Source organism: Rhizobium sp. Root491 (assembly GCF_001427205.1).
GTDB lineage: Bacteria > Pseudomonadota > Alphaproteobacteria > Rhizobiales > Rhizobiaceae > Agrobacterium > Agrobacterium tumefaciens.
Genome location: NZ_LMFF01000003.1, coordinates 18337 through 33223, shown reverse-complemented (window position 1 = coordinate 33223; position 14887 = coordinate 18337). Strand labels below are relative to the sequence as shown.

The 14887-nt window shown below is 58.2% G+C and carries 14 protein-coding genes; 3 read left to right on the top strand and 11 right to left on the bottom strand.

The window, feature by feature from the left end; all coding sequences use genetic code 11:
* Positions 1 to 45: 45 nt before the first annotated feature.
* The 10 genes from ASD46_RS07775 to msuE all read right to left on the bottom strand — a co-directional run bounded on the left by ASD46_RS07775 (position 46) and on the right by msuE (position 10581).
* Positions 46 to 420: a VOC family protein gene (locus ASD46_RS07775; RefSeq protein WP_019567199.1), complete on the bottom strand. Its 375-nt coding sequence runs from the start codon at positions 418 to 420 to the stop codon at positions 46 to 48.
* Positions 421 to 607: 187 nt separating this feature from the next.
* Positions 608 to 2056, bottom strand: a complete 1449-nt coding sequence (locus ASD46_RS07770; protein WP_060641945.1) for an FAD/NAD(P)-binding protein — start codon at positions 2054 to 2056, stop codon at positions 608 to 610.
* A gap of 270 nt (positions 2057 to 2326) precedes the next feature.
* Positions 2327 to 3574 (bottom strand): SfnB family sulfur acquisition oxidoreductase, encoded by a 1248-nt coding sequence (locus tag ASD46_RS07765; protein ID WP_060641944.1) that lies wholly within the window; start codon positions 3572 to 3574, stop codon positions 2327 to 2329.
* 26 nt (positions 3575 to 3600) lie between these two features.
* On the bottom strand, positions 3601 to 4377 hold the full coding sequence (locus ASD46_RS07760) for an ABC transporter ATP-binding protein (protein WP_060642078.1): 777 nt from the start codon (positions 4375 to 4377) through the stop codon (positions 3601 to 3603).
* 71 nt (positions 4378 to 4448) lie between these two features.
* Positions 4449 to 5783, bottom strand: a complete 1335-nt coding sequence (locus tag ASD46_RS07755; protein WP_060642077.1) for an ABC transporter substrate-binding protein — start codon at positions 5781 to 5783, stop codon at positions 4449 to 4451.
* Between the two features lie 98 nt (positions 5784 to 5881).
* Positions 5882 to 6943: a branched-chain amino acid ABC transporter permease gene (locus ASD46_RS07750; protein WP_060641943.1), complete on the bottom strand. Its 1062-nt coding sequence runs from the start codon at positions 6941 to 6943 to the stop codon at positions 5882 to 5884.
* A gap of 1 nt (position 6944) precedes the next feature.
* A complete protein-coding gene (locus tag ASD46_RS07745) occupies positions 6945 to 7841 on the bottom strand; it encodes a branched-chain amino acid ABC transporter permease (protein WP_060641942.1) in 897 nt (298 codons plus the stop codon).
* Entirely contained in the window at positions 7841 to 8758 is a 918-nt protein-coding gene (locus ASD46_RS07740; RefSeq protein WP_060641941.1) for an ABC transporter ATP-binding protein, read from the bottom strand. The genes ASD46_RS07745 and ASD46_RS07740 overlap by 1 nt, the downstream gene beginning before the upstream one ends.
* A 106-nt stretch (positions 8759 to 8864) precedes the next feature.
* Positions 8865 to 9968, bottom strand: coding sequence for a dimethylsulfone monooxygenase SfnG (gene sfnG / locus ASD46_RS07735; protein ID WP_019567191.1), 1104 nt, complete (start codon positions 9966 to 9968; stop codon positions 8865 to 8867).
* A gap of 22 nt (positions 9969 to 9990) precedes the next feature.
* Entirely contained in the window at positions 9991 to 10581 is a 591-nt protein-coding gene (msuE, locus tag ASD46_RS07730) for an FMN reductase (RefSeq protein WP_060641940.1), read from the bottom strand.
* 670 nt (positions 10582 to 11251) lie between these two features.
* Here msuE and ASD46_RS07725 point away from each other — a divergent pair.
* The 3 genes from ASD46_RS07725 (at position 11252) to ASD46_RS07715 (ending at position 14047) form a co-directional block, all read left to right on the top strand.
* Positions 11252 to 12193, top strand: a complete 942-nt coding sequence (locus ASD46_RS07725; protein ID WP_060641939.1) for a LysR family transcriptional regulator — start codon at positions 11252 to 11254, stop codon at positions 12191 to 12193.
* Between the two features lie 168 nt (positions 12194 to 12361).
* The gene (locus ASD46_RS07720; RefSeq protein ID WP_060641938.1) at positions 12362 to 13117 is read left to right on the top strand and encodes an SDR family NAD(P)-dependent oxidoreductase; all 756 of its coding nucleotides are present in this window, start codon (positions 12362 to 12364) and stop codon (positions 13115 to 13117) included.
* A 228-nt stretch (positions 13118 to 13345) separates the two neighbouring features.
* Positions 13346 to 14047 (top strand): alpha/beta fold hydrolase, encoded by a 702-nt coding sequence (locus ASD46_RS07715; RefSeq protein ID WP_060641937.1) that lies wholly within the window; start codon positions 13346 to 13348, stop codon positions 14045 to 14047.
* Between the two features lie 515 nt (positions 14048 to 14562).
* Here ASD46_RS07715 and ASD46_RS07710 read toward each other — a convergent pair.
* Entirely contained in the window at positions 14563 to 14838 is a 276-nt protein-coding gene (locus ASD46_RS07710; RefSeq protein ID WP_003519315.1) for a hypothetical protein, read from the bottom strand.
* Between the last annotated feature and the right edge of the window lie 49 nt (positions 14839 to 14887).

Below are 14887 nucleotides of genomic sequence, written 5' to 3'. Positions count from 1 at the left end.
CAACCCACAACAGCTGTGAGAATACCAGCAGCTATTGGCGCTGCGTTACTTTGTCGGCTGAGATCGTGCGCTCAGTTTATGTCCGTCCGGATCACGAAGATAAGCGACGAAGGCCCCGTTCGGGCGCTCATTCGGCGGGCTCTCGATCGATGTGCCGCCGTGCATAACACCGGCGTCGTGCCACGCCAGAACATGCTCGCGGCTCAGGGCGGCGATTCCGATTGTCCCGCCATTGGCAACGGTCGCCGCCTTGCCGTCGATCGGTTTCGTGATCATCAGCCGTCCGCCTTCGTGGACATAAATCAGTCTGCCTCTCGCATCCATCTCGCCCGGCCTGCCGCCCAATGCAGCGAACGTGGCGTCGTAGAAGTTTCTTGACCGCTCCAGATCATTACTTCCGATCATGATGTGCGTGAACATGGTCTCATCTCCCCTAAGGCAGCGCGCTGGCAGCAGGGGGCGAGCTCCCCCTGAGCCAGGAGCTCGTTTGCATGCTTTCACCGTATACCGTCCTGAGGGCCCCGCAAAGCGTGGCGAATTTGATGGAATTATCGTCCCAATGCTTTCTCAAAGAGTGGAAGAAATGTATTCAAGAAACAGCGGGCCGTCAGCCTTCCACCGCCTGGCCCGTGCGATGCGAAATCCTACATTCATCGATCAGGTCGCGAATACGCTGCGCGACGAAGATTGCATGCTCGGTAACCTGCGGCAGCCCCATCAGTTCTCCGAAAGTGCCGCGTGCAAGCGGCCCGGCAATAAACAGTGAAGGCGTGCTTTCGCCTGAAGTCGATACGGGATTAGACTTGGCATCAACCAAGATGCCAAGCCCGGTCGGGCAGGGTTGCAACAGGCCCGCCTGCTCAAGTTCTCGAAGCATGGCTTGGCTTTGAAGAATGCCGCCATGCGCCGGGCCCGTGGTGACGACGATCGCATCGACGTCAAGCGTTTCGAGAGACTTGGCGCGCTGGGGTCGCAACGTCACCCTGTAGCCGGCGTCTATCCGTGTCACGGAAGAAAGCGAGGCAGCCCGGACATCCATTTGGCCGCTCGCGATCGCCTGCTCCACAGCAGCCTCGACTTGCGGCGCGATGCGAAAGCGATGCACATCCCAGACCGGCCGCAAGTGTCGGGCAACGCGCCGTCTCTCAATGACAGGCAGATTTCCCCATATGTCCCTCCCCTGCGCCCTCAGCGCATCCGCGACGCTATGCCACGTCATTCCCCGTTCCTCTGCTTCTCGCAGCGTTTGGCGAACCTTATGGAGCAACTTGCTTGCAGAGGTGAACGGTTCAGACAGGAAATCGCCGAAAGGCTCCTGCCCGACGGGGCCATGGCCGCGAGACCGCAAGCCCCTGCGAGAGAACGACGTTATCTGGCCGACATGGCCCCGTCTCTTGAGCGAGGCAACCACATCGGCGGAGGTCAAGCCATTTCCGACGATGAGAACACGATCTCCAGTCTCGACGGCGTCGATCGCATCGGTCACGGTGACATCCGCAATCAGCTTAGGATCATCTTTGAAGGGCTGAAGTACCCGAGGCAAAGAAGGTGGTGGATGGCTGACGGCCAGCACGACTATATCCGCAATGAGCGCTGTACCGTCAGACCCCGCAATCTCATAGCGGTTTCCTTTTTGTGACACCGAGATCGCTTTGGTCCGCCAGTGTCTGATACGGCCGTCATCCAAAAACGGTTGAATCCGTGCCGAGACGTATTCGCCGAAGACAGAACGCTTGGGATAAGGCAAGCCATCGTGTCCTATGAGCTCGGCATCGTCACGGGTCGGAATACCGCCAACATAACGCTCGAAATCATCGGGAATATCCGGAAACAACGTCATTCTTGCAGCGGGAACGTTGACCCGATGCGCCGGATCGGTTGCGCTATAGGCCAAGCCACGGCCCAACTCCGATCGAGGTTCGATGACGACAACGGATGTATCAGTCGGGTATCCGATACCCGCTACCAGATGCATTGCCATTGCCGCGCCGGTGAAGCCACCGCCGACAACTGCCACGGTCAGGCGGGCAGAAGTTATGGGAACAAGAGAATTCATTGCCTCTACGTTCTCCCCAAGGAGATCTGTGCCCTGCACGATTGGAAGGCCCTAAAAAGCGTTTTCCGCTTCCTGTGCTTAAGGCTCATCGTCACCACTATTCTATGTTCCCGAGGTTTCCGGCAAAGCTCCTCGTTACGGGGCGCTTGATTGGAAACGCGCTTGAGGGGCACCGTCTCATCACGTCACTATATCTCATTACTGCTGGTGGATGTAGCAAGATCAATTGCCAACCGGGGCGCCTTGCGCGCCCCGGCCTCCAGAGTTTTCTCAGCTCCAGGCGTGAAGTGGCGGCTTCTCGCCATTGAGGAAGTACTTGCCGAGGATGGAATATTTCCACCGGACCGGATCGTGCAGCGTGTGGGTACGGGCATTGCGCCAATGGCGATCGAGGTGATGCTCTGCAAGCGTGGAGCGGGTGCCTGCAAGTTCGAACAGCTTGTTGGTCGCCGCAATGGCTATCTCTGTCGAGAGAATTTTCGCCTCGGCCGTCACGATCTGTGCTTCGGCGACCGTGTCAGCATTCGGGTTACGGATGGCGCGATCGATGGCATAACCGGCTTTTTCAAGCAGCGCCTGGGCCGCATGCAGTCGCAGCGTCAGATCGCCGACAGCCTGGATCGTGTAGGGGTCATCCCAGGCATGATCTACGCCGCTATCCACCCATGCACGGCTCTTGGTGCGCACGAAGGAGATGGTTTCATCGATTGCCGCCTGCGCTATACCCGTATCCACCGCGACCTGGATAATCTGGAAAATCGCACCATCCGCAGTGGGTTCCGCATAACCCTTGTAGCCGGGAACCAGATGGGTTTTCGGCACTTTGACATTGTTCAGGATCACCGTACCGGACAGCGTCGTGCGCTGCCCGAAGGATGACCAGTCGTCGATGACGGTCAATCCGGGTGCATCCCGCTCGGCAATTGCATACCAGGCGCGGCCTTCATCATCGAGCGCAACGATGGGCACGAGATGGGCGAGAAGTGCGCCGGAGGAGTAGAATTTCTGGCCGTTGACGATCACATGGTCGCCCGCATCGACGAACTTCGTTTCGAAGTCCGCTGCCCGCTTGGAACCGAATTCGGAGAAGGCATTGCCGAAGCGTGTGCCGCGCAGCACTTCTGCGAAAAGCAGCGTCTGCTGAGCCTCATCAGACACCGTCCGGATCGCGGCAACGACGCCGAGATGGTTCTGCGCGATCTGGCCAATCGAGGAATCGGCCGCGGAGACGATCTCGATCACCTTGGCGAGCGTCGCATAGGAGACTTCAGGACCGCCGAACTTCTTCGGCACGTTAATCGACCAGAGCCCGCTTTGCGAGAAGGCATCGAGTTCCTTTACCGGCCAGATGCGATCGCGATCGCGAATGGCTGCGCCGGGGGCAATTTCGGCGGCGAGTTTCTTCGCGACTTCGATCGCTTCGGCATCGCTCTTGATGATGTGTGCCGGCTCACTCGGCCGCGGCACGGCGGGAACGCCTTGAGCCGCATCTTTCGTCTTCACGTTGGAAATGGTCATGCCATGTCTCCTCTTTCCTTTGATTTTCAGTGAATATGCGTGACGAGCACGGCTGGCTTCTGGCCCAGATAGAAGGCTTTCACGTCATCGCGCGCCTTGAGTTCGGCGGCCGTGCCTGACAGCACGCTCACGCCGTTTTCCAGAATGATGGCCCGGTCGGCATAGGTCAGCGCGACTGCTGAGTTTTGTTCAGCGACCAGGATCGAAAGCCTTTCTTCGCGATTAAGGCGCTTCAGCGTGCGGAAAATATCCTGCACGATGAGAGGCGCCAGCCCCATTGACGGTTCGTCGAGGACAAGCAGCCGTGGCCGCGACATCAGTGCCCGGCCGATGGCCGTCATCTGCTGCTCGCCGCCCGAAGTGAGGCCGGAAAGCACCCGGCGCTTTTCCTTAAGTCTTGGGAAATGCGTGTAAATTTTCTCAAGGTCGGTCGCGATTTCAGTGCGCGTGGCGGATCGGCCAAGGCCGCCGGAGACCAGGTTTTCCTCGACCGTCAGTGTCTTGAAGCAATGGCGACCTTCGAGCACCTGCACGAGACCGAGACGGACAAGGCTTGCCGGGGTTTCGCGCGTGACATCACGACCGTCAAACAGGACATGACCGGCGAGCACCTGCCCCCGTTCGGCCGGAAGGAGGTTGGAAACCGCCTTCAGCGTCGTCGTCTTGCCAGCTCCGTTCGCACCGAGAACGGCAAGGATCTCCCCCCGTCCGAGCGAAAAAGTGACCCCATGCAACGCAGTGATGGCATGATTGTAGGTTGCGTGGAGCCCCTCCACGGCAAGCAGCCTGTTCCCATCGGTCATCACGATCTCCTTGGCGCTTTTCGGGATATTGTGGCCGGACACGGGGAGACCCTTGCCCGACCACGCAAACATCAGTTCGTCACGGAATTCGCATCTTCCGACGTGCGAAGCTTGATGCCCTTTTCAGCCGCATAGGCCTCCGACGACTTCTCGATGATCGGGCGCAGCAGGGCCCAGTCCGGTGCGATCCAATCGGAAACCACGTTCCACTTCTTGCCGTCCCACTGCTGGAACGTCACGTAGCCGTTACCCTCATGGTTATCCCAGGTGACATTGATCGAGTGGAAGAGATCCTTGGCGCCCAATGCCTCGACACGGGCTGGATCAAGCTGCAGATGCTCGAAGCCCCAGCGAACTTCGTCGCCGGTCAGGGTGCGCTTGCCGAATTTCTCCTGGGCGATCCGCACCGCCTCGACATTAAGAATACCGTTGACGATACCGAGATTGTGATAGACGGAGCCGATGCGGCTCTTGTCATCAAGGTTGCCCTTGCCCGCGTCATAGACGGTTTTCACGATTTCCTTGACCACCGGATATTCGGCACCGGATGCCTGGGTGGTGATGGCGGTATAGCCTTTGGCAGCGTCGCCGGCGGGAATAACGTCCTCTTCCGAGTTGGACCAGACATTGCCGATGATGTGATCCACCGGGAAACCGGTCTTCGCCGCCGTCTTCAACGCCACGGGGTTCATGACGCCCCAGCCGCGCAGCACGACATAATCCGGCTTGGCACGGCGGATCGTCAGCCACTGCGACTGCTGCTCGTTGCCCGGATGCGGGACTTCGATCTGCTGGAGGTCGAAGCCATACTTCTTGGCCAGCAGGTCATAGATCGGGATCGTTTCCTTGCCATAGGGAGAGCCGTGGTAGAGCACGACGATCTTCTTGCCCTTCAGTCCTCCAACCCCGCCTTCCTTGGATGCAATGTAGTTCACGATGCCGGAGGTTTCGCTGTAGGGATTGAGCAGCAGCGGGAAAACATAGGGAAAAATACGGCCATCGGTCGAATCCGTGCGGCCGTGGTTGATGGTAATGAGCGGCACCTTGTCCTGGGTGATGCGGTCGATCATGGCATAGGCTATGCCGACCGACAGCGGGTTCCAGGCCGCAACGCCGGGGTTGCTCTTCAGGCGTTCATAAGCCTCGACCCCTCGCTCAACTTCGTACTGGGTTTCGGCTTCGGACCATGTCAGCTTGACGCCGTTGATGCCGCCGTCCCTGATGTTGATGAGATTGAGATAATCGATGAATCCGCCGAAAAAGCCCGTGCCACCGGCTGCATAAGGCCCGACGCGGTAGCTCTGCAGGGGGAAGTACTGTTCATCGGCCATGGCCGGGAAGGCGATGGCGGTGAGGCTGATGCCGGCAGCAAAGGCTGCCGCTTTTATTTTGGTATAAAGGGTCATATCTGGACACACTCCGTCTGTCGGCTGGCGCTCGGCCATCCGTGTAGGTTTCAGGAATTCGTTGCTGATAAGCTTTTCTTGTTGGAAGCCTTTGCCTGTCAGGGCCGGCTTCGAGGAATCCACGCCCGCCTGACGGCAGCCGTAACGCGTAACTTCAAGCGATCCCACAATGACACGAGGCCATCAGGTTCCAGGATCAGAAACAGTATGATCAAGGCACCGAGAACGATGCGCTGCGTCATATCGAGCACTCCGGAATTAAAGACATCGCCTAATAGCAAAGAGCCAAGCCGCGAGAGGACGAGCGGAAAGACGACGATCAAAGCCGCGCCGAAGAAGGCACCCCGGATCGAGGCAAGCCCGCCAATGATGACGATGAAGAGTATTTGGAACGAGCGGTCTAGATTGAAGCCGGCCGGCTCCACCGTGCGAAGATAGGCAAAAGCCCAGATTACCCCGGAAACCCCGACGATGAAGGACGAGATTGCAAAGGCGAGCAGCTTGGTGCGAAGCACCGGAATGCCGATGATGCGTGCGGCGGTCTCGTTGTCGCGCACGGCAATGAAGTTGCGGCCGGTCTGCGACGACACCAGGCGGTAGGCGAGGAACGTGAGGACGGCGACAATGGTCAGCGCGAAGAGATAACGCCCGATCGGCCCTTCGAAAGAAATCCCGGCCAGCGACAGTGCTGGCGCATCGATCACGCCGGATGCGGATTCGTTCGAGAACCAGCTGAATTTCGTCAACGCCCATTGCACGAAGAACTGCGCCGCAAGAGTCGAAACGGCGAGGTAGAAACCGCGCAGTCGCAGGCTCGGCAGGCCAAAAACTATGCCGATTGCTGCGGCGGAAAGACCGGCAAGTACAATCGAAACAATAAGCGGCAGCGCATCGATACGCAGATTGAAATTGTATGCCGCGAAGGCACCGACGGCCATGAATGCGGCCGAACCAAGCGAGACCTGACCCGCATAGCCAGTCAAAAGGTTGAGACCAACCCCGGCAAGGCTGAGCGCAAGAAACGGCAGCAGGATTGCCTCGAAGAGGTAACTGGTGCCGACGAACGGCACGACGAGATAAGCAACGCCGAGCACTGCGACCGTGCCGGCATGGCGCGGCAGGGAGAACGACGATGAAAGATCGGCTGTAACGGCGGACATATTAGACCCTTTCCACGAGCTTTTGACCGAAGAGCCCGGACGGGCGGATCAGCAGGAAGGCCAGGGCCACGACATAGGCGAACCACCCCTCGATGCCGCCGCCGAAGTACTCACCGATATAGACCTCGGCGAGCTTTTCCGACGCGCCGACAATCAGACCACCGACGATCGCGCCTAGAATGGAATCGAAGCCGCCGAGAACGAGCACCGGCAGAGCCTTCAGCACTACCAGCGACAGCGAGAACTGCACCCCGAGCCGCGCACCCCAGAGCAGCCCGGCGACCAGGGCAACGAGGCCTGCCGCCGCCCAAACGCTCGCCCATATCCAGGGCAGCTTGAGACCGACGGCAAGCGCCGCGAACTGGTCATCCGCGACGGCGCGGAAGCCGAGGCCGATGCGGGTATAGCGGAAGAAGGCCGAGAGAGCCGCCACCATGCCGGCCGCGACGACTGCGGCAAAGATGTCGAACTGGCTGATGAAAACGCCACCAACATCAAAGGGAATGTCCTCGATACCGAGATCAAGCCCATGAACCTGCGTACCCCAGAGGAGTTGGGCCGCTCCCTCGATGATGTAGGAGAGGCCAAGCGTCGCCATGAACAGCGTGATCGGTGGCTTGTTGGTGAGCGGGCGAAGCACCGTACGCTCGATCGCAACACCGATGACGACCATGATGGCAAAGGTAATGGCAAAGGCAGCTACAAAAGGCACGCCACGCTCGACAAGGCTGACGAAGGTCAGCGCGGCGAACAGGAGCAGCGCGCCCTGCGAAAAGTTTAGGACACCCGATGTCTTGTAGATCAGCACGAACCCGATGGCGACGAGGGAATACATGACCCCGGAGAGCAACCCGCCAACCAGGACCTCGGTAAAGAACAACCAATCAAACGCAGCCATCAGATACCCTCCCCGTCTTCGTTTTCCGGCGCAGCGCCGAGATAGGCATCGATGACACGTTGATCGCTGCCAATTTCCGCAGGCGTGCCATCGGCGATCTTGCGCCCGTAGTCGAGAACCGCGATGCGGTCGGAAAGACCCATCACCACGCCAATGTCATGCTCGATCAGAACGACGGTGACCGCATATTTGTCACGCGCGAGACGCACATAATCGGCAAGTTCGTTCTTCTCCATCGCCGTCATGCCAGCCATGGGCTCGTCAAGCAGCAGAATGCGTGGCTCGGCGGCAAGCGCACGCGCCAGTTCCACCCGCTTCTGCAATCCATAGGGCAGCGTGCCGGCAAGCCGGTCAACATGGGGCGTCAGATGCAGAAAATCGATGATCCGCTCTGCCCGCTCGCGGGCATCGGCCTTCTCGCGACGAGCGCTCGGTAGACCGGTTATCTGGCTCAGGAAATTTGCCCGCTCGGCGTAAGCCCGCCCCGTGGCAACATTATCGAGAACACTGAGACCCTTGAACAAGGCGAGGTTCTGGAACGTCCGCGCCACGCCGAGACTGGCGAGCTTCTCAGTGGGCACTGGACGATAGGCTTTGCCATTAATCGCTACATGGCCACGATCCGGCCGGTAGACGCCTGAGATAACATTAATCAGCGAACTCTTGCCGGCGCCGTTCGGCCCGATAATACCCAGGATTTCGCCCTGCTGCACGGCCAGGTCGATATTCTCCAGAGCGACGACGCCTCCAAAGGAGAGGTCAATACCGCGAAGCTCCAGCACAAGTTCTTTGGTGGCGTCCACCGCGCGGCGTTCTTGCCCGACATGCTCGCTGGGCAAGGCAATGTGTTGGCGAATGTCCGTTGGGATCGCCACTTCCGCGCCAAGGCTTGCAACCAGAAAACTCGATGCTGACATCGTTCAGTCCATGCTCCGCCCAATGGGCACAGGTTTCCAATCACGGAGGCGGTCTCGCCCGTGTTCCAGGCGGCGGCCAAAGGCCGCTGCCGTCCGATTTGCGACATTACTCCGCAGCGATTGCTGCGCTGATTTCCGCCTGTTCCAGTTCGCGCACGAGCGGGATGACATGCTTGCCGAAATACTCGACTTCTTCCTGAAAATGCAGGAAGCCCAGCAGGATAAGGTCAGCACCGGCGCGTTTGAGGTTCACCACGCGTTCGGCAACCTGCCGCGGCGTGCCGATCAGGTTTGAGCGGAAGCCGTCATTATACTGAACGAGATCTTCGAAGCTCGACTTCGCCCAGTTGCCCTCGCCTTCGGGAGAAGACTTGCCGGCATTTTTTACCTCATGGCCGAAGGCATTGACCGCTTCCGGATTGGCCTTTTCGATGATCTCGGCAAGCACGGCTCTCGCCTCTTCCTCGGTCTCACGCACGATGGCGAAGGCGTTCACGCCGACTTTGACCGCGTGGTTGTTTTCCTTGGCCTTGACGCGAATGTCATTCACCTGCTTGGCGATTTCCTCCGGCGTGTTGCCGTTGGTGAAATACCAGTCCGATACGCGGGCCGCCATATCGCGAGCCGCACGCGACGAACCGCCCTGGAAGATTTCCGGCTGCGGATCAATCGGCTTCGGCTTGAGGGAGTAGTTGTTGAAGCGGTAGAAATCGCCGCGGAAGGTGAAATTGTCTTCCGTCCAGATGCCGCGCAGAGCCCGGATGAATTCTTCCGAACGGCGGTAGCGTTCGTCGTGATCGAGCCAAGGCTCGCCGATGGCGTGAAACTCGCCGCGGAACCAGCCGCTGACGATGTTAACGGCAACGCGACCGTTGGTGAGGTGATTGATCGTGGCAATCTGTTTGGCGGCAAGCGCGGGGTTCCACGGACCAGGCAGAATGGCGGCGATGACCTTGAGCGTCGTCGTCGATTCCAGCAGAGCGTGACTGAACGACACGGATTCATGTTGGAATTCGGCACCGTAGCCGGCGGTGAAGCGGATCTGGCTCAGCGCGTAATCGAAGCCGCTCGCTTCAGCGATCTGCGCGAGCTTGCGGTTGTAGTCAATTGTCCAGCTGGTGCGCTGCTCGATGTTCGAGATGACGAGGCCGCCGGACACATTCGGCACCCAATAGGCAAATTTCACGGGCTCGGCGTGGTGTTCAGTCATGGAAATCTCCTCTTTTCTGATGTCAGTTCGCGACCGCGTCGTGTGAAACGAGACGAAGGGCCGAGCGGTGATCGTCGGCGACAAGGTTTCTGGCTGGCAGTAGATCGATCAATTCGGCAACGGCACGCTCGACGCGCGCCTCAACCACGGGGTTCGAGAGCGTGTATCCGGTGAAATCCGCCTCGACGGCGTAGACCGTCGTTGGCACTGTAACGGCGCCAAAGAAGCCGAACAGCGGCCTGAACTGATGCTCCAGCATGAGGCCATGCAGTGCTGTACCGCCCGTTGCCGCAAGGATTACACGCTTGCCTTGAAGCGCACGGAAATCGACGAGATCGAAGAGATGCTTTAACGCGCCGGTGTAGGATGCGCGGTAGACAGGCGAACCGACGACAAGTACGTCGGCACCTTCCACAGCATCAATAATCCTGCGGCCGGCCTCATCCAGTTGATCTGCGCGAAGAGCCCTGAACAGGATCGGCGCCGCCACAGCCAGATCGACCGTGTCCACAGAGACGCTTGCCCGTCTCTCGATCGAGTTCAGGATGTCCGAGACAATGCTTGCCGTGCGTGACGGTTGTTTAACGCTGCCGCTTATTCCAAGTACGTTCATCGTTCGCCTCACTCCTGTTACCTCTAATTTCTATAGTTTTCATAGATAATCAAAGATGCAAATTCCAAAGTGAGGGCATTTTGAGGAAACCAATCTTGTGCAGTCGCCCTCTGACGCAAAGGACTAAGCAGGCAGTGCCAGTGAGCAGCGAAGCGTTTAGGCGCCACGTCGCTCGTTTGGCGTGACCGACATACAAAAACAGTCGCGTTCTCCCTCACCATAATTGAATATGAGGGTGTCGCTCATTTCACTGTATTAATGGTATGCCAGCCATCGAACCGCCCCGCATCGATTGATGAATGACTGACGAGCGATCTACGTCGATAAAATGCACACTTCGGTAGCGCCCAAGTCAGCGCATGTGCGAGGGATAGGTGTCATCGACTGCGTGCGGTCTTTCCGGCATGGCATTTTTTTGCGTGCCGCCGCCATGCCGCGCCTTACCATCAAACCGATTGGGCGACGAAACCAGCCGAAAACGTACCATTTACCGGATCTCTCTGCACAGAGAAGCCAAGCCTCGCATGTATGGCGTCGACTGCGATTTAGCGACAATCAGCATTCGAGGTCTTGTCGGAGGCATGCGACCGACTGAGAGCAAGAAATTCAATGGTCTTGGTCGCGGTTCCGATATAGTCGGTTATCGTAGATCTAAACTGCAGGGCGTTGCATGGACCAGATACTCGCCATACGAACATTCGTTCGCGTCGCCGAAGCCGGATCTTTTACCAAGGCTGCGGACACAATGAATCTCCCACGGTCGTCAGTTAGCAAGCTCGTGCAGGATCTTGAAGCACATCTCGGGACAAAACTCGTTGAGCGGACCACCCGGTCGGTGACAATGACCACGGAAGGTATTGCCTATCACCAGCGCGCCCTTCGCCTGCTTGCGGATCTGGACGACATGGACGGCACCGTCGCTGGCGCCCGCAGCGCGCCCAAAGGAAGGCTTCGGATTGATATTGGTTCTGTCCTGGCGAACCGGATACTCATCCCGTCCCTTTGGGACTTCCAGCGCCAGTATCCGCAGATAGACCTGCTTCTCGGCGTCAGTGATCGATCTGTCGACCTTATTGGCGAAGGGATCGATTGCGTCATTCGTGGCGGTTCACTTGGCGATTCATCCCTCAGGGCGAGGAAGCTATGCGAACTCGACTCCGTGCTCTGCGCAGCGCCAGTTTATCTCGCCGGAAAAGAAATGCCGATGCATCCAGACGACATTCAGGCGCATCGTGTCATCAGCTATTTTTCGGCGTCATCCGGTAAACGGTTCCCGCTGCGCTTCCAGCGCGGCAACGAGCAGACCGAGTATATGCCGATGTCAAGCGGCATTTCCCTCAACGAAAGCACGGCGCATTTGAATGCGTTACTAGCCGGGTTGGGTATCGGCCAAAGTTTCGGTTTCCTGGCAAGACCTAATATCGACAAGGGTTTGCTGATCGAACTGCTTCCTGACTGGAAGCCTGAAAACCATGTTCTGCACCTGGTCTATCCCGCTGACAGATTTTCAAACCCGCGGCTGCGGGCATTCTCGGACTGGGCGGCGAAAGTGTTTGAAGGCGTCGACGCAAGGCGCGGCGCGGCGATGGAGACTGTCCATACAGATGGATAATGTCTCCATACGAACTGGCTTCTCCCTGCAGGGCTGAGGAATTACGTTCTGCACATCGGACGGCGACGACAGGCCCAAGGCCGGCGCCACCTCCCGCATAGCTTTAGACCGTCAACAGGCCGCGAATTCGGACTGACCCTTTCGCGCGCCCAGCCTTAGGAGAATAAAATGACCAAGAGACTAGCAAATAAGATTGCAATCGTGACCGGTGCAACGAGCGGCATTGGCCTGTCGACCGCCAGGCTTTTCGCAGCCGAAGGAGCCCGGGTCTACATTACAGGTCGCCGCAAGGACGCTCTGGACGAGGCCGTCGCAGCGATCGGCCACGGCGCCGTCGGCATACAGGCGGACTCGGCAAAGAACGACGAACTTGACGACGTCTTCGCCCAGGTGAAGTCGCAACAGGGACGCCTTGATGTCCTGGTCGTCAACGCCGGCGGCGGCAGCATGCTTCCCCTCGGCGAAATCACCGAAGAGCAGGTTGACAACACGTTCGCTCGCAATGTGAAGGCGGTCATCTTCACTGTTCAAAAGGCTCTGCCACTGATGGGTCAGGGTTCGTCGATCGTTCTAACGGGTTCCACCGCCGGCACAGAAGGCACGGCCGCATTCTCGGTCTACTCAGCCTCCAAAGCGGCCGTCCGCAACCTCGCCCGCTCCTGGGCTCTCGATCTCAAGGGCACTGGCATCCGCGTCAACGTCGTCTCCCCCGGAGCAACGCGCACGCCCGGACTCGTGGAGCTTGCTGGTGATGACAAGGAGCAGCAGCAGGGTCTGATCGACTACCTAGCTTCCCGTATTCCGCTCGGTCGCGTCGGTGAGCCCGACGAAATCGCCAAGGCGACCCTCTTCCTCGCCTCCGACGATGCGAGCTTCGTCAACGGCGCCGAACTGTTTGCCGATGGTGGCCAAGCCCAGGTCTAAATCCTTGGACGGGAGCGGGCCGCGCCCGCTCTTTTTTCTCCTGGGGCACCAGCGTTCACAGACCCATCAGAATGCACCAATCTGTTTCGATGAAATCGCTCTGGTTCAAACGGCCTCCAAAAAGCAGCGTAGAATCGCTGACTGGTCAGGACTTCAATGAATGAGATACGTTGGCTTCGTTTATCGCGGAAGACGATGATAAACTTATTCTGATGATTGAGAGAAAATATGGAAATTGAATCCAATATCGACATCGTATCCAATGAGTTGGAATCCTTTACCATTACTCGGGTTGAGGCCAAGAACCCAAAGTGCATTGCTTTGTTCGCAGTCGGTCGTGGCGGTAATCCGTCACGCCACCGTCATTTGCTGCAGACCTTGGCTAACGGGAATTGCACGGTCATCGCACCACACTTCGAAATGCTGACCTCAATCGCCCCGACCAAGGCCGAGTTGGACATGCGCATCCGCAGGCTCGAAGCATCTATAGACGATTGCACCTCCAGCAATCTCCCCATCGTGGGTATCGGGCATTCCATTGGAGCTACGGCCATGCTCGCCCTTCAAGGTGCCGAGGGCGAAACCCTTGATGGGCAGCAACTGATTAGAGGCTCGACGCCACGCCTCGAGCGACTGGCAGTCTTCGCTCCGCCAACGGACTTGTTCCGCCGTCCAGGTGCGCTTGACCGTATCAAGATGCCGATGAAAATCTGGGTGGGAGCCAAGGACACAATCACGCCCCCGGCTCAGTCTCGTTTTCTCATGGATGCACTAGCCGCCCAGGCATCTGTGGCGCTCCAAGTTGATCCCGATGCCGGCCATTTCACATACATGGACGAATTGCCACCAAATGTCCCGGAACCTCATCCAGATCGACACACTTTTCTCGCTGGCTTGGCCGATGAAGTAACCGCGTTCTTAGTCGCATAGCGGCTAATGCGGTTAGCAGATAACCGTCATGCCGAGACCGTGGGACAAGTATTGCTTTTAAAACACCCGGTAGGTCCGCGTGCTGTCAGCTATTTGTCCACGCGCCCTGGCAGACAGCCTTGAACAGGTCGTTGACGCGTCAATCGACGCCAACGTCTTTCCACTTGGTCTACTGGTCGAGGTAAGTGGCTCGCTGCGTTGCCTCAATGCTCGCTGATAGTGTGGCGAGTTGCGAGGGCCGGCCACCAGTCGCGCTCAGATCCGCATGGGCAAAATGATCGAACAGGCCGTGATTGAATAAACTGTTAGCTCTCACGGAGCCGAGAGCTCGATCCACTGATGTGGAATACCGGGCACATCAGTTTCAGCTTTAAGGCCAGCTCGGCCACCCTGGCACAGAGAAAGGAGAAAAAGCCAATCCCTCAACCAAACCTTGATCAGAAAATCGTACTCGGAGGTTGCGCACTTCTCCTTGGAAATCGGCTCGGTTCCTCGTTGAAACCGATGTCCAGGGGTCAGGCACGGTCGTAAGTGAAGGACGTCAGCAATGTCGTCACGAAGTTGCTCGCCCTTTCCTTTACAAGCACTTCAGTCCACTCGTCGGTTCCTCGAAGTCGAAGATCGGAGTGGATGCTGTCGACCGCAGCTTCTTCAATACGTTTTATATGGGCCTTGAAATTCGCTTCTCCACCGTCATGGTACATGTCGCGAATGACCATGCGCAGGATTTCCTGGATAGCGATTTGCCACGACGTGTTGATTGCCTGGAGCTCGTTATTATCCGGTGCCATGGGGCTGCTTTCGTTAGAGTGTCACCAGCATGACGCCGTCATGTTGTGG